Here is a 25,040-nt window from a genome sequence, read left to right as displayed (position 1 = left end):
CGTTCGCAAACGCACCCTACATACAATGAAATACCAATTTACTCTCGAACCCAATTTACTCGAATTAGAGCTAAAAAAACTGATTGTGCAAGAGTCGGATAAAGACGATGTTGTACCTGAAGAGATTGATGATAACGAGCCGTTATTCGGCGAGCAAAGTCGTATCCAACTCGATTCACTCGATGCATTACAAATTGCAGTGGCGTTACAAGCCCATTTTAAGGTACGTTTACAAGGGGATAGAATGGTGCGTAAGCATATGATGAATGTGGCGGATCTCGCAACCTTTATCCGTACAGAGCATCAAAAATAATGGCGGTTTATCTTAATGCAAGCGGTTATCTTTGTGCAAAAAAATGCGAAAAACGCACCGCACTTCAGTTGGGGCAATCGGTTGAGTTGCCCTATTTTAATGCGTTCAGCAAGCCACTTTTAACCCTTCATGAACTTTATTTACTGCTTGAACAGCAGATTGAACAGGTTCTCGAAAAAGCAGGTTGGGCGGTTGCTGAAATGTCGCAAATACCGGTTTTTCTTGGTTCAACGGGGTATGTGGTGGCAGATTGTGAAGCACGGCTTGCCGCCAATCAATCACTGCCGACAGAGTATAGCATTGCGGTAATTGGCGATTATTTGAAACATCGCTATCAAACACAAGTATTTAGCCTTGCGACTTCTTGTACTTCATCCGCTCAAGGGGTGAATTATGCTTTTAAAATGTTACAAACTGGCAGAGCGAAAAAAGCCTTGGTTATCGGTTTTGAGCTGTTTAATCGTTTGACTTTTGAACATTTTCAGTCGATGGGATTATTAGCTCAAACGGCGAAAGGTGAGGGCATTATTTTAGGCGAAGGTTTGGCGTGTTTGGCGTTAAGCCTTGAGTCGAATAGCCCTTTTTCTTGTGAATTTGTTGCGGTGAGTAGTTTGACTGATAATGATAATCTGACAAATAATAGTGAACAAGCCTTGCGTTGTTTAATAACGAAAATTTTAGAGAAAGCCAGGTTACAGGCAAGTGATATTCAAGGTGTGAAAATTCACGCCGTTGGTGGCACGTTTGATTTAGCTGAACAACGCATTTTGCAAGAAATTTTGCCAAATTGTCATCAATTCAGTGTTAAACAACATATTGGACACACGCTAGGAGCGAGTGGAGCAGTAGAAACCGCGTGGCTGGTTGAACAGTTGCAAAAAAGTAGCCAAAATGCACCGCTTCTAGCAGGATATTATCTCTGTTATTTCCTGGGTTTTGGCGGAAGTAATGTGGCTTGGGTGATGAAAGTTGAATAACCTTTTTTATAGATTAAGATAAGGTTTAGTTTTTCAGCAAACGGAGGAAATATGTTTAAAGAAGACGGATATGATGAATTTCTTGCAGAAAAAATTGCCAGAGCAAGAGCAGAATATGCGGAAGGTAAGTATTATACCTTTGAAGAATTTGATCAAATAATGAATGAATTTTTAGAAAAAAACGTTTAGAATTAGAACGTTTTGAAGCCGAAGAAGAGGAATATTCCGCAGTTTATGGCTAATTTCAAATTATCTGCTGAGGCAAAATCGGATATTCAAAAAATTCTAAATCAAGAATTAAATGACGAAGTCTTAATTTTGACGGTTGTTCATAGTCGCCGTAAATATCCTCGCTAAATTAACTTAATTTTCAATGCTATATTTAAAAACATCTCACCGTTTTATTACCGAACCGCTAGAAGATAAGGAACTTCGCACTCAATTAAAAGCACAAGGCATTGATGCTCGCCGAATGAGTCGTTTTACTCAACTTGCATTGTTGGGGGCGTTGCCGTTAAAAGCACAAATTCCAGCACAGACTTCTCTCTATATCGCTTCTCCGTTCAGTTCACCAAGCAAATTTAACAAAATGTTCGGGCAGTTAATGAACGATAATTTACCCAGCCCGTTGGATTTTATGGCGAATCTCAACAATGCCGCCACTTTTCAAATTGCTCAACATTTTAATTTACAACAAACCTCTTTGTTTTTGGCAATTCATCCGCAAGATTATTTGCAACCATTATATTTGGCTGAATTAGATTTAACCCTTGAACCCGAAAAATCCGCCTTGATTGGTTGGGTATTGGAAAGCCCTAATCGGGAAGGGATTGAAGGTAGTGTGTGGTGGTTAGTAAATACAACCAAAAATCAAGAATCATCTTTGATTACAAAAGAGAGTTTTGATTTTTGTGAAGTTCATCTGCTACTCAATAATGCAAATTTCGTGTAAAATTATCTCAACCATTTAAAGTTCTTAGAGTAACAAAATGAAAAAATTATTCTTATTATCTTTTTCTTTACTTGCTTTAACAGCTTGCTCAGCCGGTATTAGCAATAGCGAGCCTGTTGAAGCAGGTGAAAAGCTTACACATATTTGCATACGAAATTCTCCAACACATTTAAAGTATAGTGAAAAAGAAATTGCACAATTTATTAGTAATAGCTTGAACAAAAAACGTATTAGCTCTGAGGTATATACTGCTGACCTGTCTGAAAACTGTACCTATCTATTAACCTATTCTTTTGCAGGTAAAAAGAATGCCATTATTCGAGGAAAAATGCGTTTATCTAAATATGAAAATATGCAGCGTACAAGTTTAGGTGAGGTGAGCTATAAATACCGCCATGAAGAAAAAAATAAATTTGCTCAAAATGGCATTCAAGGTCAATTTGATTTAATGGTTTCGGAATTATTGATTAATTATTAATAGGTCGTTATGGACAGTCGTTGGACATTTCATTTTAAAATTTCGGCTTGGAACATCGTTTGTGATAAAGTTTTGTCTGAGCAAGATTGGCGACAAGGCGAGCAATATTGGGCAGAAAATGCCAAAAATTGGCAAGATTTTGCTCCTAAATTAGCCTTTTTACCGCCAATGAAACGCCGTCGATTAAGCGAGTCGGCTCGTCTTTTCTTTGAAGCTGCTTGGGATCTTGTACCTGTTGAACAATCGAATATACCTGTTGTTTATGCCTCGAATAATAGCGAAATAAATCGTAGCTTTGGGTTGTGGCATAGCTTATTGCAAGAGGGAGATGTATCCCCAACCTCTTTCAGCCTTTCGGTGCATAACGCATTAGTTGGGCAGTGGTCAGAGTTTCGACAAGTCACAACCGAAACCATCGCAATTACCGCTCAACGAGATAGCTTAGAGGCTGCCTTATTGGAAGCCTATCTCCTTTTAAATGATGGGGCAGATAAGGTGCTTGTTGTGGTGGCAGAAAGTCCATTAGTGGCAAGTTATAATGCTCAACCGATTTATCGCCAACCTTTTGCCTACGCCTTAGCATTGGTGGTAGAAAAAGGCGATCAATATCAGTTAAGGTTATTGGCAAAAAAATGTGAAAATATGACCGCTCTTTTACCCCGAGAAAATGCCCTTATGTGGGTTCAACAGCAATACTTGGCTTCATCTTCTTGGCAAACGGCAAGTAGCACAGGGGGTATTTGGCAATGGCAGAAAAACTAGATTGGCTACGTCGTTTTTTCGGTACAATGTTTGGTTTTGTTCTGTTTGGTGTGCTGGGAATGAGTTACAAACTTGTGCTTGCGCCCTATGTTAAGCGGGTGAAAAAAGGAGATTTTTCGCATTTGTTACAGGCTCGCCAATCGGTTGGGAAAATTTGGGCATTTTTTATCAAATACTTGATTTGGGTTGGGGTGCTTGAAGTTGAGTATCGTGGCTTTGAGCGATTAGGGCGGAAAGGGCAGTTAGTGGTTGCAAACCACCCATCTTTGTTGGATGTGGTACTTATTCTTTCAAAAGAAAGTCGCTTAAATTGTATAGTGAAAAAAGAATTGTTAAACAACCCAGTAATGACAGATCCGATTATTGCTTGTGGTTTTTTACCCAATACTGAAAGTGAGGAGATGTTAGCGAAAAGTCATCAGATTTTGCAAGATGAAGCGTTACTACTGTTTCCAGAAGGTACACGAACAGGTTGGGACGGTGTGGTGAATTTGCATCGTGGTGCGGTGTCTATTGGGCTGCGGAGTGCGGAAGTGATTACGCCGATTATCATTAAAATGTCGCCACCTAATTTCAAAAAAGGACAACCTTGGTATAAGATTCCTCCCCAAAAAATACGTTATGAACTTATTGTGGCAGAGGATATCGATCCGAAAGCATTGTTAGCAGAGAAGCCGTTACCGATTGCTTCTCGTCGCTTAAAAAAACAGTTAGAAGATTTATTTAATTCACATACTCACGTAATGTAAGGACAGAAAATGGAACTTGAACTTCAGTTAAAACAACTAATTATTGATAGTCTTGGTCTCGAAGATATGAGTGTAGAAGATATTGATACAGATGCGCCTCTTTTCGGTGATGATGGATTAGGGTTGGATTCAGTTGATGCGTTGGAACTTGGTTTAGCCGTGCAAAAAACATTTGGGTTACAGCTAGATAGTGAAAAACAGAACTTACGCAATCACTTTGAAAATGTAGGAACCTTAGCTGCATTTATTCGTTCTATTAAGGGGTAAGTGATGACCGAACAAGAAATTCAAACATTATTGATCAATGCGTTAGAAACACTATTTGAAGTGGATCCCAAAACTGTTACGCCTGAGACCAATTTATACGAAGATTTAGAAATCGACAGTATCGATGCGATTGATTTGATCGATCATATTAAACGTGAAACAGGGCATAAATTACAGGCGGAAGATTTCCGTAATGTGCGTACTGTGGAAGATGTGGTACAAGCAGTGTTAAAACTAAGCCAAAAAACTGAATAAATGGATAATGGGACTCGGTTATTTAGCAACGGACTATGTCGCACAAAATCCAAGTTGGACTTATCCAGATTTTAAGTTGCGAGTATGGCAAATCGCCCATCAACTTCGTTCACAAAATGTGAATACGGTTGCTTTGTGGTTTGAAGATGGGGCGAAATTAGCTTGTACTCTGCTTGCGTGTTGGCATGCTAATGTTCGCACCCTGTGTTTGCCTAACTTAACACAAGAAAGTGTGCAATGGGCAGAGCAATATGCGGATCTGTGGCTGACAGATAAGTCGATTGAGATTGAACAAGCGGTAGTTTTTGACCAATTTGCTACAGAGGTGCAAAATGTTGATCAAAATAGACCGCTTCGTGCATTTTACCCGCATACGGAATTATGGTTAAAAACATCCGGCAGTACAGGAAAGCCAAAGACCATTGTGAAAACAGCACAACAGTTATGGCGAAATGCAGAAGTTTGTGCGTCTGTTTTTGGTTTCCCTGCGGGTAATGATGTGTCGGCTGTTTGCACAGTGAGCATTCAGCATCTTTATGGGTTAATTTGCCAAATTATGTTGCCTTTGGTGCTTGGGTGGCAAATTGAACGTAAGCAGCAGTTTTTCCCCGAAAATGTCGCACAGGCTTGTGGTTCTGCCAAAAAGAGTGTGTTGATCAGTAGCCCAACGATGCTAGCCAGTATTCAATGGCAACGCCTCGCTTTTCCGTCATTGGTAGGGATTGTTTCAGCAGGTGGCCTCTTGGCAGATCAGCTATCAAAGGCGATTCAACAGCAGATTGGTTTCGCTGTAACCGATTTTTACGGCTCGACAGAAGCAGGGGCAATTGCTTATCGACAAGGCTCAACCCTTTGGCAATCAATGCCAACCGCTAAAATTGGTGTGGATGAGCGTTCGGCATTGTGGATTGAAGCTGATTGGTTAGCGGGGCGTGAACAGTCGGAAGATGTGATCGCGCTTTATGCGACAGGTTTTGAGATTTTAGGACGTACAGACAGAATGATAAAATTGGGTGATAAACGTCTTTCTTTGGCAGGGATTGAGCAGAGTTTGCGACTTAATTCACTCGTGAGCGATTGCTATATTGGGCAACACCCTGAAAAACAGCGTTTGGCTTGCTGGCTTGCTTTAAATGAAAATGGTATTGAAATGTTCCGTGAGCAGGGACGTAAAGCTGTGATTGAGGCTCTCAAAGCATTTTTGGCACAGACACAAGAAAAAATTGGCATTCCTCGATTTTGGCGATTTACCGATACATTACCACGCAATAGTCAATCTAAAATTAGCTATTTAGCATTTGAATCGGCTTGCTTGCAAAAGCAAAGAGAACCCATTTGGCAAAGTGAAACACGAGTCGATAACGTGCACATTTGGCGTGGAAAAGTCCCAATTGATCTGATTTATTTTAGAGGGCATTTCAGTAATTTCCCTCTTGTGCCGGGCGTGGTAGAGTTACAATGGGTAATGGATAAAATTCCCGCATTTTTCGGTCAAGAGAAAATCGTACAGCGGATTGATAATCTCAAGTTCCAAAAATTTCTGCGCCCAAATGATGAAATCGAATTAAATCTAGTGTGGGATAAGGACAAACAACGAATGAAATTCCTGCTCAAAACGGCGGATGAACCTTGTGCCAGTGGTTTAGTGATTTTTAGTGATGAGTAAAGGTAAATTAGCGGTAAATATTTTGCTTACAGTGGTCAGCATTGCTTTTCCGCTCATTTGGTTATTTTCACCACAAATGCATACTCTTTCGCAGATATTACCCTATATTATGGCGATTTTATGGGGGCTGAAGGCAATGCAAACAGTCAGGTTTCAGCGTTTTTTTGCTATTTTTATGGCGTGCTTGCTTGTGTTTATCAGCGTGACACGCAATTTGGATACAATGTATTGGTACCCGGTGATTATCAGTGGTGTCATGTTATTTTTTTTCGGCAGCAGTTTGTTTAGTGCTCAATCTCTTATCGAACGGCTCGCCCGCCTCCAAACCCCTGAGCTTCCCCCGCAAGCCGTGCGTTATACTCGCAAAGTGACCCAAGTTTGGTGCGGATTTTTTGTGTTTAATATCGCCGTGACAAGCCACTTGATTGTGCAGGAGCAATATCAATACTGGGCGCTTTATAGTGGTGTGATTTCTTATATATTAATGGGAATGTTATTCGTGGGCGAATGGGGGGTGAGAAAGATTGTGATGGCGAAGAATAATTCATAGGTATCGGCGAAGTGAGAATAGTATGAATAAATTAATCCCAAAAACAGATCAAGAAAAACTTGATTATTTAAAGCAACTCGCTCAACAAGCTGAAATGGAATGGAGAGCGGGAGTGTTGGTTGATGGTGAGCAGTTTTTTAATGAATTACTTAATACCGATTTAGATTTATTAGAACAAAAATATGCAAAATAATTTCTCTTTCCGCACCCAACAAATCACCCAACAGCTTAAGCAAGAGCAAATCCAATCTGTTGCTTTGTGGTTGGAAAGCGCTACTGACTTTGCTTGTGCGTTGTTGGCTTGTTTGAATGCAAAAGTGCGGGTGATTTTACCGCCGAATTTGTTAGAGGAAAATCAGCAATGGGTGGCGGAGAATAGCGGCTTGTTATTAAATGATGACAATTTTGCCGAGTATGGCACGTTGCAAAAAATTGAGCAAATTGCACCGCTCTTTGATCAAAACAATCAAACGGAGATTTGGTTGAAAACTTCGGGCAGTAGCGGTTCAGCCAAAATCATCAAGAAAACGGCTTGCCAAATGTGGCTTGAGGCAAAAGCACTTGCTGAAACTTTGCCTTTTGAGCGTGGTGAACAAGTGACTGTGCTGGGGAGTGTGAGTGTGCAGCATCTTTATGGCTTAACGTTCCGTATTTTTCTTGCCTTGGAAATGGGATGGACATTGGGGCAAAAACAACTGCAATACCCTGAATTTTTAATTGCCGAAACGCGTCATAGTCAAAAAGCTATTTGGATCAGCAGTCCTGCCTTATTAAGTCACTTAAACTTAACCAACCCAGAATTTCGCAATTTGGCGTTATGCGGCATTATTTCCGCAGGCAGTGCTTTACCGGAAAACGTAGCACAAGCTATTCGCCAAACCTTGCCTTGCGCAGTAGTGGAAATTTATGGCAGCACGGAAACGGGCGTGGTGGCGTATCGATCCGATAATCAACATTGGCAACCGCTTAAAAATAGTCAAATCGGGGTGAATGAGCAAGGGGCGTTGTGGGTCGAAAGTACGTGGATTAGTCAGCGAGAACAAACCGCCGATGTGGTGAATATCACGGAACAAGGTTTTGAATTATTCGGGCGAATTGATCGTATTGTGAAATTAGGAGATAAACGCGTTTCATTAGCAAAAATTGAGCAAGACTTATTACATCACGAATGGGTAAAGGATTGTTTTATTGGCATACACCCAGTGCATTCTCGTCCTGTGGCGTGGCTGGCGTTAAATGTCGACGGTTTGAAAATATTAGAACTGCAGGGGCGAAAAGCCGTTATCCAAGCCTTACGCCAATTTCTGCAACATACCCAAGAGAAATTTGCGTTGCCACGTTATTGGCGATTTAGCGAAACATTGCCCCGCAACAGCCAATCGAAAATTGAGCGAAAAGATTTTGAGCGCATTTGTTTAAATAATGAGAATTAAAAAATGAACAATTACAATCCTATCGTCATTATTCCACACTATAACCATTCTGCTACTATTGGTAAGGTGATTGAACAGGTGATCACATTTGAATTGCCGGTATTAGTGGTGGACGATGGTTCAAGCGAAGAACACAAACAACGCCTTGCTAAGCTAGAAAAGGGTAATGTGAGCGTTGTCTATTGTTCGCAAAATGGTGGCAAAGGCGCAGCGGTAAAAATAGGATTACAAGAGGCGTTTCAGCGAGGTTTTAGTCACGCTATTCAGGTGGATGCGGATGGGCAGCATCAGCTGTCTGATGTGGTGGTGTTTTTGGCAAAATCTCGTGAAAATCCGACCGCTCTTATTTGTGGTAATCCGATTTATGGTGATAATGCCCCGAAAGCTCGCCTCTATGGGCGTAAAATTACGACCTTTTGGATTGCGATCAACACCCTATCCCTTGATATTAAAGATGGAATGTGTGGTTTTCGCCTCTATCCTTTGGCGGAAACGGTCAACATCATTGGACAAGAGCATATTGGAGACCGAATGGATTTTGATACTGAAATTTTGGTGCATTGCCACTGGCGAAAAATGCCAATGATTTGGGTGGATACGCCTGTGGAATATGAGGTTGATGGTATTTCTCATTTTCAAGGCTGGCGTGATAATTGGATGATTAGCAAAATGCATGCTCGCCTGTTTTTTAGAATGTTGTGGCGATTGCTGAGTGGAAAATCGGTTTAATCTTCCGATCTCAAACAAAAAAGTTTAAATAATAAATAAAGGTCAACAGACCCTAATATTTGGAGAAAAAAATGGAAAAGTTTGACGTTGTGATTATTGGTGCTGGGCCTTCTGGTTCGGTTTCTGCCTCATTACTGAAAAAGCAAGGTTTAAATGTGTGCGTGCTAGAAAAGCAACATTTTCCACGCTTTGTGATTGGCGAAAGCTTATTGCCTTATTGTATGGATATTTTGGCAGAAGCGGAGCTGGTTGAGGCGGTTAATGCCGAGAAAACGTTCCAATTCAAAAACGGAGCGGCATTTACTTGGGGTAATCGTTATACTTATTTTGATTTTACCGATAAATTCACCCCTGGTCCAGGCACAACCTACCAAGTTCGTCGGGGCATTTTCGATAAGATTTTGATTGATGAAACTGCCAAAAAAGGCGTTACGGTGCGTTTTGGTCACGAAGTATTAGCCCTTGATAACCAAGGCGAACAAGCGATTTTAGCGGTTAAAACCGAACAAGGCGAAACCTATCAAGTTGCGGCTCGTTTTGTATTGGATGCCAGTGGCTACGGGCGTGTACTGCCTCGTTTGATGGATTTAGAAACACCGTCGCATTTGCCGGCGCGTATCGCCCACTTTACCCATATTGATGACAACATTACCGATCCTGATTTTGACCGCAATAAGATTTTAATTACCACTCACCCTGTCCACCGTGATGTTTGGTTGTGGTTAATTCCTTTTGCGGATAATCGTTGTTCAATTGGTGTGGTTGGTTTGCCTGAAACATTGGCAGGCGAAAGCGAAGTGGTATTGAAGCAATTTGCTCTTGAGGCACCAATGCTTAAACGTATTTTGGCCAATGCAAATTGGGAAAATGAGTTTCCGTACCGAAATATTCAAGGCTATTCTGCGAATGTGAAAGCCTTGCACGGTCGCCATTTTGCCTTATTGGGTAATGCGGCAGAGTTTTTAGATCCCGTATTTTCTTCTGGCGTGACTATTGCTTTACATTCTGCACGATTAGCAAGTGGTTTGGTGGTGCGTCAGTTAAATGGGGAGACAGTCGATTGGCAAGCAGAGTTTGTGAAACCACTGATGGTGGGGGTTAATGCGTTCCGTACTTATGTGATGGGGTGGTATGATACCTCATTCCAAGATGTGATTTACGCACGCAATCCGCAGCCTGAAATTCGTCAAATGATTTCGTCTATTTTGGCGGGCTATGCGTGGGATGAAACCAATCCATTTATTGCGAAATCAGAAGCTCGCTTAAGCGCTTTAGCGGAACTTTGTGGTACTGCGACACAAGATTGATGAGACGGCATTGAATGAAAGAGCAACATTGGGCAAAGCAACGTGAGCGAGGGAGTGCTTTTTTCCTTATGCTCACCCGTTTGATTGTGCGGCATTTTCCGCTGATTGGCATACGTTTTGTGACCTTTTGGGTGGTGTGCTATTTTTTTCTCACCGCTAAAAAAATGCGAAAAAACATCCGCACTTATCAACAGCATTTACAACGCACTGAACCCAATGTGTCATTGCCGAAAAACGCAGTATTTCAACAATTCTTAGCCTTTGGTGAAGCGATTGCCGATCGTTTTGCCGTGTGGCAACATAAAATTCGCTATCAAGATTTGGTGGTCGATGACGCTGATAATCTTTATGCAGATATGGACAGTATTGGGCAGCGAGGGCAAATTTTAATTTGTTCACATTTTGGTAATGTGGAAATCTGTCGGGCTTTAGTCGGTAGTGGCCATCACCCTAATTTTCATTTAAATGTGTTAGTGCATAATCGCAATGCCGAAGCCTTTAACAAGGCGTTGGTGGAAGCTGGAGCTGATGAACTACCACTTATTCAAGTGGAAGATCTGGATGCACAAAAGATGTTAGAACTTTCAGAGAGAATTGAGCGAGGCGAATGGATTGCCATTGCGGCAGATCGCATTCCAATTCGGGGCGACAAAACACAAGCAGTGAATTTTTTAGGAGAGTTTGCTGAATTTCCCGAAGGCGCTTGGTTATTGGCAAGTTTGCTGAAAGCTCCGATTAACACCGTATTTTGCATAAAAGAGAACGGAACTTACCGCTTGCAACTTCGCCGTTTTTTGCCTGCTATTCAGGGGCGAGGCAAAGTGCGAGAGCAAAATATTCACACGGCAATGCAACAATATGCGGATTTACTTGCAAAAGAATGTGCAAAGAATCCGCTTTTGTGGTTTAATTTTTATGATTTTTGGCAATCTAAATAACCTTAAACTTTGATAGGAGTCAGTTATGAAATTTTCAAAAGTAATTACAGTGAGTGCAGTGGCATTATTGGTAGCAGCTTGTGCACCACGTGATACAACTCATCATTATTCTATTCAAGAAGCGCTTAATTCGGCGGAGGCAAAAGAAGTGCTGAATCCAAATATTAAGCTCTATTTTGGTAAACCTGCACCAGGTAAAGTTCTTCGCAAAGGTATTACGACCAATCCGAAAACGAATGCAGCTAATAAATCTGATGACGCTGCCTGTCGCTGGGCATTCTTATCTGCAGTAAAAAATTTCCAAGATCGTGCAGTTAGAGAAGGGGCAACTAAAGTGGGTAACTTGGTCAGTTATTATAAGAAAAATGAATTTAAGAGTACCACTCAATACGAATGTCATGCGGGTCATTTAATGGCAGGTGTGGCATTAAAAGGCGATATTGTGAAATAATCAGATCTAGCGGTAGTGATTACCGCTATTTTCTTGAACGTTGTAACTGAGTAAAAATGAGAAAGAAAAAACATATTTATTGTCAGTATAGCTCTGATTATGATATTCAGTTTTTTGATGTGGATTCGATGAATATTATGTGGCATGGGCATTATGTGAAATATCTCGAAATGGCGCGTTGTGCATTTTTGGAAAGTATTCACTACCACTATGATGTGATGAAATCCACGGGGTTCGCGTGGCCGATTGTGCAACTTAACGTAAAATATGTGAAACCTGCCTTATTTCGACAAAAAATTCGCGTACATTTAGCCCTGGTGGAATATGAAACCTGTATCCGTTTTGATTATATTATTACGGACATCGCAACAGGAGAGAAGTTAACTCATGCTAACACCACACAAGTTGCAGTCGATATGCAAACAAAAGAAATGTTATTACAAACACCAGATTCATGGCAAAGAGCGGTGCAAAATGCAATTGATTTTCAGCCGTTGACTAAGGATTAGAATGAAAAAATACCTTTTTACTTTTTTGTTATTATGTAGCTCATTTACGATGGCTTTTTCCGAAGTAGATTTAATGAAACTTATGCAAAAGCCACAAAGTGTTCAGGGGGAGTTTGTGCAACAGCGTTTTTTAAAGGCGCTATCTACTCCAATTACAACAAGTGGGCAATTTAGCTTGGTGAAACAAAAAGGACTACTTTGGCAAATGCAAAAGCCTTTTTTGACGGATTTAAAGGTGACACCACAAGGTATTATGCAATGGAATGGCACGCATTGGATATCAAGTCAGAACTTTGGCCAGTCAGAGCAGATCAAGCTGTTTTTAGGTTTGCTCGGGGGCGATATTTCTGCGCTGGCAAAACAATTTGATACGCAACTATCCGGAGATCAAAAGCTGTGGCAATTACGCCTGATCCCAAATAGTATGCTGATGAAACAGATTTTTCAGTATATTCAATTACAGGGTGGCGATCTGGTAAATGAGATTGAAATTTTTGAAACGCAAGGTGATCGAACCGTTATTCGGTTTAACCAATTACGAGTGGATCAAGCTCTGCCCCCGTTTGCTCAGCAAGCATTGCAATAATGAAAAGATTACTATTTTTTCGTTTTGTCTATCTTGCTATTCTCTGCGTGAGCTTGGTATGGTTTAGCATTATCTGGAAACAAGGTCAGTGGTTAGAAACGGATCTGCGCTCGTTATTACCGGTTCAACAACGTTGGTCAGACGTACAGGTTTTATCAGATAAAAAGTTAGAGCAGCAACTGAATGGGCAACTCATAAGTCTCGTTGGTCATATGGATTCACAGCAGGCTTTTCAGCTAGCACAACAAGTTCAACAGACTTGGCAAAAGAGCGGTCTATTTTCACACATTTTTTTTCAAACCCAACCTAATCTTGAGCAACTGCAGCACGAAATTCAACAATTAAAATGGGCAGTATTGCCCACAGATATTCGTTCGCAGCTTTTGCACGCTCCTGCTTTATATTTTCAACAATATGCTCAACAACTGGTTAATCCTTTTAATCGCGAGAATCTATTGCCTTTAGAACAGGATTGGCTAGGTTTGGGGCGTTTTGTATTATCTCAGTCACAGCAGCTTTCGCAATTGCAATGGAATATGCAAACTGGCACGGTTTTTATTGAAAAAGACGGGAAAACATGGATTTTATTGAGAGCGGAATTAAAAAATACCCACCTATTAAGTGGTGAACAAGCGCTACTTGATTTGGTCACTGAAAATCGCCAGCAAATACAATCTCAAGATGGGGAATTATTTGTTGCAGGAACCGCATTATTCAGTGCGCAGGCGAAACAGCAAGCGGAACAAGAGAGTATGGTAATGAGTATATTAGGGATAAGCCTAACCTTATTGCTTTTATTATATGTATTTCGTTCTTGGCGAGTTTTATGGCTATTTTTACCTGTCATTTTGGGTATGATTCTAGGTGTTATTGCTACCGTATCGATATTTGGATACATTCATGTCTTAACACTCGTTGTCGGAACAAGTTTGATCGGCGTATTAATTGATTTTCCATTACATTGGGTTGCTTCAGCATTAGGAAAAGTTGATTGGAATCCTCAAAGGACAATGAGATCACACTTACCGACGTTTTTAGTGAGTTTATTGGTGACTTTATTCGGTTATGGGTTATTGTGGTTTACAGATTTACCGATTTTAAAGCAAACCGCCCTGTTTTCTGCTGTCGCATTAGTGAGTGCGATTGCCAGTACGGTGCTATTTTTACCAATACTATTTAAATATGTGGACTTTTCTCAGCGTAAACATCGGATATTCTCATTTACAGGTTTTAAGTTATTTGAGGACTGGCGCATAAAGGTATTGATTCTTGGTTTTGCATTGGTCGGTGTTTTTCGCTCGCAGTGGCAAGATGATATTCGACAATGGGTCTCCCTTTCCCCAAGTACCTTACAAGAGGCACAGAAAGTTGGGGAATTGACAGGGATTGACTTAGGGAGTCGTTATTTTTTAGTGGTTGCGGAAAATGACGAAGCGCTTTTAGCTAAAATTGAAAATTTATCGCAAAAATTGACCGCACTTTCTCAGCCTCATCAAGCATTAAGCCAATGGATTTTAACTGAGTCAAGGCAAAAAAACACCGCGGCTCAATTGGTTTCCCTCGTACAACCTCAAGATTATCAAGCGCTTATGGACATAGGTATACCGAATAATGCTATTCAACAAGCTTTAGATAGTCTTGTTATGCAATCACCTGTTTCGTTGCGACAGGCTTTGTCTACAGAGCTCGGACAAGGTTGGAAATCTCTTTATTTGGGTGAGTTGGCAACAAAGCAAGTCGCTGCGCAAGTTAAAATCGATGGTCATATTCTCACAGAAGAGGTGCCGCTACTAGCAAATGGACAGGATATTTTTTGGCAGGATAAGCGAGCGTCGTTGAATCAAGCATTCCAAGAGACACGAAATCAAGCCGCATGGTTAAAGGTATTGTCTTTTGTGTTAGCTGGTTTGTTATTGTGGCGATTATTTGGTTTAGCAAAAACCTTAAGTATTCTCATGATCCCATTTTCTGCAGTGGTATTAACAATAGCCATATTGGGTTGGCTAGGAATGCCAATCACATTGTTTAGCATGTTTGGCTTGTTGCTTGTTTCAGCAATCGGTGTGGATTACAGTGCATATCGTGTAAGTATTAATGAATCTATTTTCACTAAGAATGCAGCAATTATATTATCAGCACTGACCACAATGATTTCATTTGGTTTATTAGCGCTCAGTTCAACGCCAGCTGTAGCAAGTTTTGGTATGAGTGTAACGATTGGGGTGTTGTTTTCTCTTTTATTAAATCTCAGAAAGGCCTAGTTTTTTACTTTACAGGGGGATAAAAAACGGCTATCATATCGCCCTATTTTGTAATGGAAGATGTTTTTCTATACAAAACTACTGATGGCGCTTGACCTATTTCAAGCCCCGTCAAAGACCGCAAGGGGAAAATAGAAGGTTGTCATTTTTCTTAATTATCTTGCGTAGATGGTGACAGAGTAAGAATTTTTCTGCTTCTGTACACCGAAAGTCGTCCTAATAGATTTTATTAGGTTGTTTAATTCCGAGAAATCGGAGTGTATTCAGGAGCTAAAACCAATGGCATTAAATCTTCAAGATAAACAAGCAATTGTTGCTGAAGTAAATGAAGCTGCCAAAGGTGCACTTTCAGCAGTTGTCGCGGATTCTCGCGGTGTGACTGTTGATAAAATGACTGAATTACGTAAAGCAGCTCGTGAAGCGGGTGTCTCTATGCGTGTTGTACGTAACACTTTGTTACGTCGTGCAGTAGAAGGGACTGAGTTTGAGTGCTTAGCGGATAAATTCGTCGGTCCAACACTTATCGCATTTTCTAATGAACATCCTGGCGCAGCAGCGCGTTTGTTTACTGATTTTGCAAAAACAAATGATAAGTTTGAGATTAAAGGTGCAGCCTTTGAAGGTAAAGTACAAGATGTAGCGTTCCTCGCAACATTACCAACGTACGAAGAAGCAATTGCACGTTTAATGGGCACAATGAAAGAAGCTGCGGCTGGAAAACTTGTGCGTACTTTCGCGGCGTTACGCGACAAATTACAAGAAGCAGCTTAATTTCTCGCTTCTTATTGAACCGTTTAATTTTTACTTTAGGAATAGATTGTTATGTCATTAACTAACGAACAATTAATTGAAGCGATTGCTTCTAAATCAGTATCAGAAATCGTTGAATTAATCGCAGCGATGGAAGAAAAATTTGGTGTATCAGCAGCGGCAGTAGCAGCAGCTCCAGCAGCAGGCGGCGCAGCAGCAGCGGCAGAAGAGAAAACTGAGTTTGACGTTATCCTTGCTGCAGCAGGTGCGAACAAAGTTGCTGTAATCAAAGCAGTTCGTGGTGCAACAGGTTTAGGCTTGAAAGAAGCTAAAGACTTAGTTGAATCTGCACCAGCAGCATTAAAAGAGGGTATCTCTAAAGCTGAAGCTGATGCACTTAAGAAAGAATTAGAAGAAGCAGGCGCACAAGTAGAAATCAAATAATTTTGATTTTATATTTTGTCCTGTTTCAGGCTTAATGGCTGGTGGTTTCCATCAGCCATTTTGTGCTATCAAATAGCACATAAAAACCACCGTTTAATTGCATAAACATGTTAAGCTAGAGCCTTTTGGTTTAACAGCAATCCGCTCATCAGAAGTAAGGTTCAGAGTGCGGTATCTAAGAACGGTATCATATACACTGGCATTATGAATTTATTAATGTCATTTGGGTCACACTGAACATTAACAGAGGAACCCTATGGTTTACTCCTATACCGAGAAAAAACGTATTCGTAAAAACTTCGGCAAACGCTCGCAAGTTTTAAATGTACCTTATTTATTAACAATCCAATTAGATTCTTTTGATAAATTTATCCAAAGAGATCCTGAAGGCCAGCAAGGTTTAGAAGCTGCGTTTCGTTCAGTATTTCCTATTGTGAGTAACAATGGTAGTACTGAATTGCAATATGTGAGCTATACATTAGGTGAGCCCGTATTTGATGTACGTGAATGTCAAATTCGTGGGGCAACTTATGCTGCGCCATTACGTGTTAAGTTGCGTCTCGTTAGCTATGACAGAGAAGCTGCAGCAGGCACGATTAAAGATATTAAAGAACAAGATGTTTATATGGGTGAAATCCCATTAATGACCGATAACGGTACTTTTGTGATCAATGGTACTGAGCGTGTTATCGTTTCACAATTACATCGAAGCCCAGGCGTATTTTTTGATTCCGACAAAGGTAAAACCCACTCATCAGGGAAGGTACTTTATAATGCACGTATTATTCCTTATCGTGGTTCTTGGTTGGATTTTGAATTTGATCCGAAAGATAATTTATTTGCACGTATTGACCGTCGTCGTAAACTACCAGCAACAATTATTTTACGCGCTTTAAATTACACTACTGAAGAAATTTTGGCATTATTCTTCGAGAAAGTCATTTTTGAAATTAAAGATAATAAATTATTAATGACATTAGTGCCAGAAAGATTGCGTGGTGAAACAGCAAGCTTTGATATTGAAGCGAATGGTAAAGTATATATTGAACGTGGACGCCGTATTACAGCCCGTCATATTCGCGCATTAGAAAAAGATAATGTGACTCAAGTCGAAGTGCCAACGGAATATATTATTGGTAAAGTTGCTGCAAAAGATTATATTGATCTTGAATCAGGTGAGATTATTTGTGCGGCAAATATGGAAATTTCGTTAGAATTACTAGCGAAATTGGCACAAGCAGGTTATACGAAGATCGAAACTTTATTCACAAACGATTTGGATTATGGTCCATATATCTCGGAAACGTTACGTGTCGATCCTTCTTATGATCGCTTGAGTGCATTAGTTGAAATTTATCGCATGATGCGTCCAGGTGAACCGCCAACAAAAGAAGCGGCAGAATCACTATTTGATAACTTATTCTTCTCTTTAGAACGCTATGATCTATCTGCGGTTGGTCGTATGAAATTTAATCGTTCTCTTGGATTAGAAGAAACTGTCGGCAGTGGTATTTTAAGCAATGAAGATATTATCAATGTAATGAAAAAACTCATTGATATTCGTAATGGTCGTGGTGAAGTGGATGATATTGACCATTTGGGTAACCGCCGTATCCGCAGTGTCGGTGAAATGGCTGAAAACCAATTCCGTATCGGTTTGGTTCGTGTTGAGCGCGCAGTGAAAGAACGCTTGTCTTTAGGCGATCTTGATGCAGTGACACCACAAGATTTAATTAATGCAAAACCAATTTCAGCTGCGGTAAAAGAGTTCTTTGGTTCATCACAGCTTTCACAGTTTATGGATCAAAATAACCCGTTATCAGAAGTTACTCATAAACGTCGTATTTCAGCATTAGGTCCAGGTGGTTTAACACGTGAGCGTGCTGGTTTTGAAGTGCGAGATGTTCATGCTACACACTATGGTCGTGTCTGTCCTATCGAAACACCGGAAGGACCGAATATCGGTTTGATTAATTCCCTTTCTGTGTATGCACGTACGAATAATTACGGTTTCTTAGAGACTCCATATCGCAAAGTTGTGAATGGTCAGGTGACAGAGGAAATTGAGTATTTGTCTGCGATTGAAGAAGGCAGTTATGTTATTGCACAGGCAAACTCAAATCTTGATGAGAATTTCCGCTTTACGGATACTTATGTTACAGCACGTGGTGAACATGGTGAGGCAGGATTATATCGTCCAGAAGAAATTCACTATATGGACGTTTCTACTCAACAGGTTGTTTCTGTTGCTGCAGCATTAATACCATTCCTTGAGCATGATGATGCGAACCGTGCTTTGATGGGTGCAAACATGCAACGTCAAGCCGTACCAACCTTGCGAGCAGATAAACCGCTTGTAGGTACCGGCATGGAAAAACCTATCGCGTTAGACTCTGGCGTAGCAGTTGTAGCTAAGCGCGGTGGGGTGATCCAATATGTTGATGCTTCACGTATTGTGGTTAAAGTCAATGAAGATGAAACTGTTGCAGGTGAATCCGGTATTGATATTTATAATTTAATAAAATATACCCGTTCTAACCAAAATACCTGTATTAACCAAATTCCTTGCGTATCATTGGGAGAGCCAATTGAGCGTGGAGAGGTTATGGCTGATGGTCCTTCTACTGATTTAGGTGAATTAGCATTAGGTCAAAATATCCGCGTGGCATTTATGCCTTGGAACGGTTATAACTTCGAAGACTCAATGCTTGTTTCTGAACGTGTAGTTCAGCAAGATCGCTTTACCACTATCCACATTCAAGAGCTTTCTTGTGTGGCACGTGATACTAAATTAGGTGCAGAAGAAATCACAGCAGATATTCCGAATGTTGGTGAAGCGGCATTAAGCAAGTTGGACGAATCCGGTATTGTTTACATTGGCGCAGAAGTCAAAGGTGGTGATATTCTTGTTGGTAAAGTGACACCAAAAGGTGAAACGCAATTAACGCCAGAAGAAAAATTATTACGTGCGATTTTCGGTGAAAAAGCTTCAGATGTGAAAGATTCTTCATTACGTGTGCCAAATAGTGTTTCTGGTACAGTAATTGATGTTCAAGTCTTTACCCGTGATGGTGTAGAAAAAGACAAACGTGCACTTGAAATCGAAGAGATGCAATTAAAACAAGCGAAAAAAGACCTTGTTGAAGAATTGGAGATTTTAGAAGCTGGTTTATTCTCTCGTGTGCGTAATGTATTGCTAGATGGTGGATTTACCGAAGCTCAATTAGATAAACTAGCGCGTACTAAGTGGTTAGAGCAAACTTTAAGTGATGAAGCGAAACAAAATCAATTAGAGCAGCTAGCTGAACAATATGAAGAGTTACGCAAAGATTTTGAGCATAAACTTGAAGTAAAACGTGGCAAAATTATCCAAGGTGATGATTTAGCACCGGGCGTATTGAAAGTTGTGAAAGTGTATTTGGCGGTGAAACGTCAAATTCAGCCAGGTGATAAGATGGCTGGTCGTCATGGTAACAAAGGGGTTATCTCAAAAATTAATCCTGTAGAAGATATGCCATATGATGAAAATGGACAACCGGTAGAAATCGTATTGAACCCATTGGGCGTACCATCTCGTATGAACATTGGTCAGATTTTGGAAACACACTTGGGATTAGCAGCAAAAGGGATTGGTGATCAAATCAATGCCATGATTAAGCAAAAACAAGATGTTGAGAAATTGCGTGGTTATATCCAAAAAGCCTACGACTTGGGTGGTGGTTCACAAAAAGTGGATCTCAGCACATTCACTGACGAAGAAGTGATGCGTTTAGCCCACAACTTACGTAAAGGTCTACCACTTGCAACACCGGTATTTGATGGTGCGCATGAAGAAGAGATCAAAGGTTTGTTGGAATTAGGTGGCTTGCCAACATCAGGGCAGATCACATTATATGATGGTCGTACTGGTGAAAAATTTGAGCGCCCTGTTACCGTTGGTTATATGTATATGCTCAAACTTAACCACTTGGTTGATGATAAGATGCATGCACGTTCAACAGGCTCTTATAGTTTGGTTACTCAGCAGCCATTGGGCGGTAAAGCGCAATTCGGTGGTCAGCGTTTCGGTGAAATGGAGGTGTGGGCATTAGAAGCATATGGTGCAGCATATACCTTACAAGAAATGTTGACAGTGAAATCTGATGATGTGAATGGCCGTACTAAGATGTATAAAAACATCGTAGGTGGTACTCATGAAATGGAACCAGGTATGCCGGAATCTTTCAATGTATTGTTGAAAGAAATTCGCTCATTAGGGATCAACATTGATTTAGATGATGAGTAATTGCGCCGTCAAAGCCAATATGTAAGCGCAAGTGCGGTTAATTTTTAAAAAGTTTTTAAATTTCGACCGCACTTGAATAAGTTTAACTCCGACAGGAGCAAATCTGTGAAAGACTTAGTTAAGTTTTTAAAAGCACAATCTAAATCACCAGATGATTTTGATGTGATCAAAATTGGTTTAGCCTCACCAGATATGATTCGTTCATGGTCTTATGGTGAAGTTAAAAAGCCTGAAACTATCAACTACCGTACGTTTAAACCTGAACGTGACGGCCTTTTCTGTGCGCGTATTTTCGGGCCTGTAAAAGATTATGAGTGTCTATGTGGAAAATATAAACGCTTAAAACACCGTGGTGTCATTTGTGAAAAATGTGGTGTAGAAGTGACCCAAACTAAAGTGCGCCGTGATCGTATGGGACACATTGAATTGGCGTCACCTGTAGCACATATTTGGTTTTTAAAATCACTACCATCTCGTATCGGCTTATTATTAGATATGCCATTACGTGATATTGAACGTGTACTGTATTTTGAAAGCTATATCGTGACTGAGCCGGGTATGACAGATCTTGAAAAAGGTCAGTTATTAACCGAAGAACAGTTTATGGATGCTGAAGATCGTTGGGCTGATGAATTTGAAGCGAAGATGGGGGCTGAAGCTATTCAGGCTCTATTGCGTGATATGAATTTAGAGCAGCAGTGTGAAACCTTGCGTGAAGAGCTACAAGAAACGAATTCTGAAACAAAACGCAAAAAAATCACTAAACGCTTGAAATTATTAGAAGCCTTTATCCAATCTGGCAATAAACCGGAGTGGATGGTATTGACAGTATTACCAGTATTACCACCTGATTTACGACCGTTAGTCCCATTAGACGGTGGACGTTTTGCTACTTCTGATTTAAATGATTTATATCGCCGTGTTATCAACCGTAATAATCGTTTAAAACGTTTATTGGATTTAATTGCACCAGATATTATTGTACGTAACGAAAAACGTATGTTGCAAGAATCCGTTGATGCATTATTAGATAATGGTCGTCGTGGTCGCGCGATTACAGGTTCGAATAAACGTCCATTAAAATCTTTGGCAGATATGATCAAAGGTAAACAAGGTCGTTTCCGTCAAAACTTATTAGGTAAACGTGTGGATTATTCTGGTCGTTCTGTAATTACAGTCGGACCTTATTTGCATCTACATCAATGTGGTTTACCGAAAAAAATGGCGTTAGAATTATTCCGTCCATTTATTTATGCTAAATTAGAAAGTCGTGGTTTTGCTTCAACAATTAAAGCCGCGAAAAAAATGGTAGAACGTGAAGAAGCTATTGTTTGGGATATCCTTGCTGAAGTGATTCGCGAACACCCGATTATGCTGAACCGTGCGCCAACCTTGCACCGTTTAGGTATCCAAGCGTTTGAACCGATTCTTATCGAAGGTAAAGCGATCCAATTACATCCGCTTGTCTGTGCGGCATTCAATGCGGACTTCGATGGAGACCAAATGGCGGTTCATGTGCCATTAACACTTGAAGCTCAGTTAGAAGCTCGTGCGTTAATGATGTCAACCAACAACATTTTATCACCTGCAAATGGTGATCCTATTATTGTGCCATCACAAGACGTGGTTTTAGGTCTTTACTATATGACCCGTGATAAAGTGAATGGTAAAGGCGAAGGGATGTTGTTACAAGATCCACGTGAAGCAGAAAAAGCGTATCGTACCGGTCAGGCTGAATTACATGCTCGTGTAAAAGTGCGTATTACTGAATATGAAAAGAATAGCGCTGGAGAGCTTGAGCCAAAAACCAGTCTCGTTGATACCACAATTGGTCGTGCAATTTTATGGATGATTGCGCCGAAAGGCATGCCATTTAGTTTGTTCAACCAAACTTTAGGTAAAAAAGCGATTTCTAAATTGATCAATGAAAGCTATCGTCGTTTAGGTATGAAGCCAAGTGTTATTTTCGCTGATCAAATTATGTATACTGGTTTTGCTTATGCTGCGCGTTCAGGTTCATCAGTTGGTATTGATGACATGGTAATTCCTGAGCAAAAATATTCTATCATTGATGCTGCGGAACAAGAAGTTGCTGAAATTCAAGAACAATTCCAATCAGGTCTTGTAACAGCGGGTGAGCGCTATAATAAAGTGATCGATATTTGGGCTGCGGCAAACGAACGTGTTGCTAAGGCGATGATGGAAAATCTATCTACGGAAGAAGTGATTAACCGTGAAGGTAATCCGGAAAAACAATCATCATTTAATAGTATCTTTATGATGGCTGATTCTGGTGCGCGTGGTTCTGCGGCTCAGATTCGTCAGTTAGCAGGTATGCGTGGTTTGATGGCGCGTCCAGATGGCTCGATTATCGAAACACCAATTACCGCAAACTTCCGTGAAGGTTTGAACGTATTACAATACTTTATTTCAACTCACGGTGCGCGTAAAGGTTTGGCTGATACAGCATTAAAAACAGCGAACTCAGGTTATTTAACACGTCGTTTGGTTGATGTGGCACAAGATTTAGTGATCATTGAAGATGACTGTGGCACGCACGAAGGCATTATTATGACTCCGTTAATTGAAGGTGGAGATGTAAAAGAAGCGCTGCGTGATCGCGTATTAGGCCGTGTAGCAAGCGAAGATGTATTCAAACCGGGAACAGAAGAAGTGTTAATTCCACGTAATACCTTATTAGATGAAAAATGGTGTGACGTGATTGATGCAAACTCAGTGGATAGCATCAAAGTGCGCTCGGTTGTAACGTGTAATACTGATTTTGGTGTGTGTGCAAAATGTTATGGGCGTGATCTTGCTCGAGGACATTTAATTAACCAAGGTGAGGCAGTAGGGGTTATTGCTGCTCAATCTATTGGGGAACCTGGAACACAGTTAACCATGCGTACGTTCCATATCGGTGGTGCAGCATCTGCAGCAGCAAAAGAATCAAGTGTCCAAGTAAAAAATAATGGTACCTTGAAATTAGCCAATGTGAAATTTGTGACAAACAACGAAGGTAAATTAGTATTAACTTCACGTAATACGGAATTAACCGTTGTTGATACTTTTGGTCGCACAAAAGAACATTATAAAGTACCTTATGGTGCGATATTAAATAAGGCTGATGGACAAGAAGTTGCGCAAGGTGAAACCGTTGCGAACTGGGATCCGCACACAATGCCTGTCGTATCTGAAGTAAGTGGTTTTGTTAAATTTGTTGATATTATCGATGGTTTAACAGTCACTCGCCAAACTGATGATTTAACAGGATTATCTTCTATTGTTGTCCAAGATGTAGGGGAACGTGCTACAGGGGGTAAGGACTTACGTCCAGCCATTAAACTTGTTGATGCTAAAGGCGATGATATCTTAATTCCTGGTACAGATGTTGCTGCAACATATTTCTTACCGGGTAAAGCGATTGTGACTTTAGACGATAATGCTGAAGTTTCTATCGGTGAAGCGCTTGCACGTATTCCACAAGAATCCGTTGGAACAAAAGATATTACTGGTGGTCTTCCTCGTGTTGCAGATCTATTTGAAGCACGTAAACCAAAAGAACCAGCAATCCTTGCGGAAATCTCGGGTATCGTATCTTTTGGTAAAGAAACGAAAGGTAAACGTCGTTTATTAATTACCCCGACAGAAGGTGAAGTATATGAGGAAATGATTCCAAAATGGCGTCAACTCAATGTATTTGAAGGGGAAATGGTTGAACGTGGCGACTTAATTTCTGATGGTGCGGAAACACCTCATGATATTTTACGTTTACGTGGTGTCCATGCAGTGACTGAATATATCGTTAATGAAGTGCAAGAAGTTTATCGCTTGCAAGGGGTAAAAATTAACGATAAACATATTGAAGTTATTGTTCGCCAAATGTTACGTAAAGGTGTTATCACTAAAGCTTATGACAGTGAGTTCCTTGAAGGAGAGCAAGTTGAAGTAGCTCGAGTGAAAATCGTTAACCGTCAGCGTGAAGCAGAAGGTAAACCATTGGTAGAATTTGAGCGTGAATTACTTGGTATAACCAAAGCGTCACTTGCGACAGAATCTTTCATTTCGGCAGCGTCTTTCCAAGAAACTACACGCGTGTTAACCGAAGCGGCAGTTGCGGGTAAACGTGATGAGTTACGAGGCTTGAAAGAAAATGTTATTGTTGGTCGATTAATTCCTGCTGGAACAGGTTTTGCTTATCACCAAGGTCGAATTAAAGACAGAATGGCTGGTACAGCGAAAATTGACATTAGCGATGAAGAAGTTGAAGATTTCTTAAGCGAAAATGCTGCAGAAATTGCGGCCAATAACTTAACCGAAATGTTAAATATGACAGAAGACGAATAAATTTAGTTTGTCGATTAAACGTAAATCCCCA

At 40.5% G+C, this 25,040-nt stretch carries 25 protein-coding genes; all 25 read left to right on the top strand.

Annotation, left to right across the window (positions count from 1 at the left end):
- Positions 1–313 (top strand): acyl carrier protein (locus CVP05_RS06740; RefSeq protein ID WP_243389215.1); only part of this gene is annotated, 313 nt, incomplete at its 5' end.
- Positions 313–1,290, top strand: coding sequence for a beta-ketoacyl synthase N-terminal-like domain-containing protein (locus tag CVP05_RS06735; RefSeq protein WP_100288813.1), 978 nt, complete (start codon positions 313–315; stop codon positions 1,288–1,290). The genes CVP05_RS06740 and CVP05_RS06735, both read left to right, overlap by 1 nt.
- Positions 1,291–1,341: 51 nt before the next feature.
- The gene (locus tag CVP05_RS12640; protein ID WP_165773135.1) at positions 1,342–1,479 is read left to right on the top strand and encodes a hypothetical protein; all 138 of its coding nucleotides are present in this window, start codon (positions 1,342–1,344) and stop codon (positions 1,477–1,479) included.
- Positions 1,480–1,524: 45 nt separating this feature from the next.
- Positions 1,525–1,647: a hypothetical protein gene (locus CVP05_RS12835; RefSeq protein ID WP_279324783.1), complete on the top strand. Its 123-nt coding sequence runs from the start codon at positions 1,525–1,527 to the stop codon at positions 1,645–1,647.
- Positions 1,648–1,663: 16 nt separating this feature from the next.
- Positions 1,664–2,242 carry a beta-ketoacyl-[acyl-carrier-protein] synthase family protein gene (locus CVP05_RS06730; RefSeq protein ID WP_207761356.1) on the top strand — a complete coding sequence of 193 codons (579 nt, stop codon included), beginning with the start codon at positions 1,664–1,666 and terminating at the stop codon, positions 2,240–2,242.
- 37 nt (positions 2,243–2,279) lie between these two features.
- Entirely contained in the window at positions 2,280–2,720 is a 441-nt protein-coding gene (locus CVP05_RS06725) for a hypothetical protein (RefSeq protein WP_100288812.1), read from the top strand.
- 9 nt (positions 2,721–2,729) lie between these two features.
- On the top strand, positions 2,730–3,482 hold the full coding sequence (locus CVP05_RS06720) for a beta-ketoacyl synthase chain length factor (RefSeq protein WP_100288811.1): 753 nt from the start codon (positions 2,730–2,732) through the stop codon (positions 3,480–3,482).
- A complete protein-coding gene (locus CVP05_RS06715) occupies positions 3,467–4,231 on the top strand; it encodes a lysophospholipid acyltransferase family protein (protein ID WP_100288810.1) in 765 nt (254 codons plus the stop codon). The genes CVP05_RS06720 and CVP05_RS06715 overlap by 16 nt, the downstream gene beginning before the upstream one ends.
- Positions 4,232–4,240: 9 nt before the next feature.
- A complete protein-coding gene (locus tag CVP05_RS06710) occupies positions 4,241–4,498 on the top strand; it encodes a phosphopantetheine-binding protein (RefSeq protein ID WP_100288809.1) in 258 nt (85 codons plus the stop codon).
- A 3-nt stretch (positions 4,499–4,501) separates the two neighbouring features.
- Positions 4,502–4,753: an acyl carrier protein gene (locus CVP05_RS06705; protein WP_100288808.1), complete on the top strand. Its 252-nt coding sequence runs from the start codon at positions 4,502–4,504 to the stop codon at positions 4,751–4,753.
- Positions 4,754–4,760: 7 nt separating this feature from the next.
- On the top strand, positions 4,761–6,419 hold the full coding sequence (locus tag CVP05_RS06700; protein WP_100288807.1) for an ApeI family dehydratase: 1,659 nt from the start codon (positions 4,761–4,763) through the stop codon (positions 6,417–6,419).
- Positions 6,412–6,969: a COG4648 family protein gene (locus CVP05_RS06695; RefSeq protein WP_100288806.1), complete on the top strand. Its 558-nt coding sequence runs from the start codon at positions 6,412–6,414 to the stop codon at positions 6,967–6,969. Before CVP05_RS06700 ends, CVP05_RS06695 begins: the two co-directional genes overlap by 8 nt.
- A 22-nt stretch (positions 6,970–6,991) precedes the next feature.
- On the top strand, positions 6,992–7,162 hold the full coding sequence (locus CVP05_RS12635) for a hypothetical protein (protein ID WP_165773134.1): 171 nt from the start codon (positions 6,992–6,994) through the stop codon (positions 7,160–7,162).
- Complete coding sequence (locus CVP05_RS06690) at positions 7,152–8,402, top strand: AMP-binding protein (RefSeq protein ID WP_100288805.1); 1,251 nt, start codon at positions 7,152–7,154, stop codon at positions 8,400–8,402. The genes CVP05_RS12635 and CVP05_RS06690 overlap by 11 nt, the downstream gene beginning before the upstream one ends.
- Before the next feature lie 3 nt (positions 8,403–8,405).
- Entirely contained in the window at positions 8,406–9,131 is a 726-nt protein-coding gene (locus CVP05_RS06685) for a glycosyltransferase family 2 protein (protein ID WP_100288804.1), read from the top strand.
- Positions 9,132–9,202: 71 nt separating this feature from the next.
- Positions 9,203–10,438, top strand: a complete 1,236-nt coding sequence (locus CVP05_RS06680; protein ID WP_100288803.1) for an NAD(P)/FAD-dependent oxidoreductase — start codon at positions 9,203–9,205, stop codon at positions 10,436–10,438.
- A gap of 14 nt (positions 10,439–10,452) precedes the next feature.
- The gene (locus tag CVP05_RS06675; RefSeq protein WP_100288802.1) at positions 10,453–11,376 is read left to right on the top strand and encodes an LpxL/LpxP family acyltransferase; all 924 of its coding nucleotides are present in this window, start codon (positions 10,453–10,455) and stop codon (positions 11,374–11,376) included.
- Positions 11,377–11,401: 25 nt separating this feature from the next.
- Complete coding sequence (locus tag CVP05_RS06670) at positions 11,402–11,827, top strand: excinuclease ABC subunit A (protein WP_100288801.1); 426 nt, start codon at positions 11,402–11,404, stop codon at positions 11,825–11,827.
- A gap of 56 nt (positions 11,828–11,883) precedes the next feature.
- The gene (locus tag CVP05_RS06665) at positions 11,884–12,336 is read left to right on the top strand and encodes an acyl-CoA thioesterase (RefSeq protein WP_100288800.1); all 453 of its coding nucleotides are present in this window, start codon (positions 11,884–11,886) and stop codon (positions 12,334–12,336) included.
- A 1-nt stretch (position 12,337) separates the two neighbouring features.
- Complete coding sequence (locus tag CVP05_RS06660; protein ID WP_100288799.1) at positions 12,338–12,922, top strand: LolA family protein; 585 nt, start codon at positions 12,338–12,340, stop codon at positions 12,920–12,922.
- Positions 12,922–15,183 (top strand): MMPL family transporter, encoded by a 2,262-nt coding sequence (locus CVP05_RS06655; protein ID WP_100288798.1) that lies wholly within the window; start codon positions 12,922–12,924, stop codon positions 15,181–15,183. Before CVP05_RS06660 ends, CVP05_RS06655 begins: the two co-directional genes overlap by 1 nt.
- A 279-nt stretch (positions 15,184–15,462) precedes the next feature.
- The gene (gene rplJ, locus CVP05_RS06650; RefSeq protein ID WP_100288797.1) at positions 15,463–15,954 is read left to right on the top strand and encodes a 50S ribosomal protein L10; all 492 of its coding nucleotides are present in this window, start codon (positions 15,463–15,465) and stop codon (positions 15,952–15,954) included.
- 51 nt (positions 15,955–16,005) lie between these two features.
- On the top strand, positions 16,006–16,377 hold the full coding sequence (rplL, locus tag CVP05_RS06645; protein WP_100288796.1) for a 50S ribosomal protein L7/L12: 372 nt from the start codon (positions 16,006–16,008) through the stop codon (positions 16,375–16,377).
- Between the two features lie 256 nt (positions 16,378–16,633).
- Positions 16,634–20,662, top strand: a complete 4,029-nt coding sequence (rpoB, locus tag CVP05_RS06640; protein ID WP_100288795.1) for a DNA-directed RNA polymerase subunit beta — start codon at positions 16,634–16,636, stop codon at positions 20,660–20,662.
- Between the two features lie 105 nt (positions 20,663–20,767).
- The gene (gene rpoC, locus CVP05_RS06635) at positions 20,768–25,009 is read left to right on the top strand and encodes a DNA-directed RNA polymerase subunit beta' (RefSeq protein ID WP_100288794.1); all 4,242 of its coding nucleotides are present in this window, start codon (positions 20,768–20,770) and stop codon (positions 25,007–25,009) included.
- Positions 25,010–25,040: the final 31 nt, after the last annotated feature.

Origin of the sequence: Conservatibacter flavescens, from assembly GCF_002795425.1 — a bacterium.
Taxonomy (GTDB): Bacteria; Pseudomonadota; Gammaproteobacteria; order Enterobacterales; family Pasteurellaceae; genus Conservatibacter; species Conservatibacter flavescens.
The sequence above is the reverse complement of the archived record's forward strand: the minus strand, read 5'-3'. Positions and strand labels throughout refer to the sequence as shown.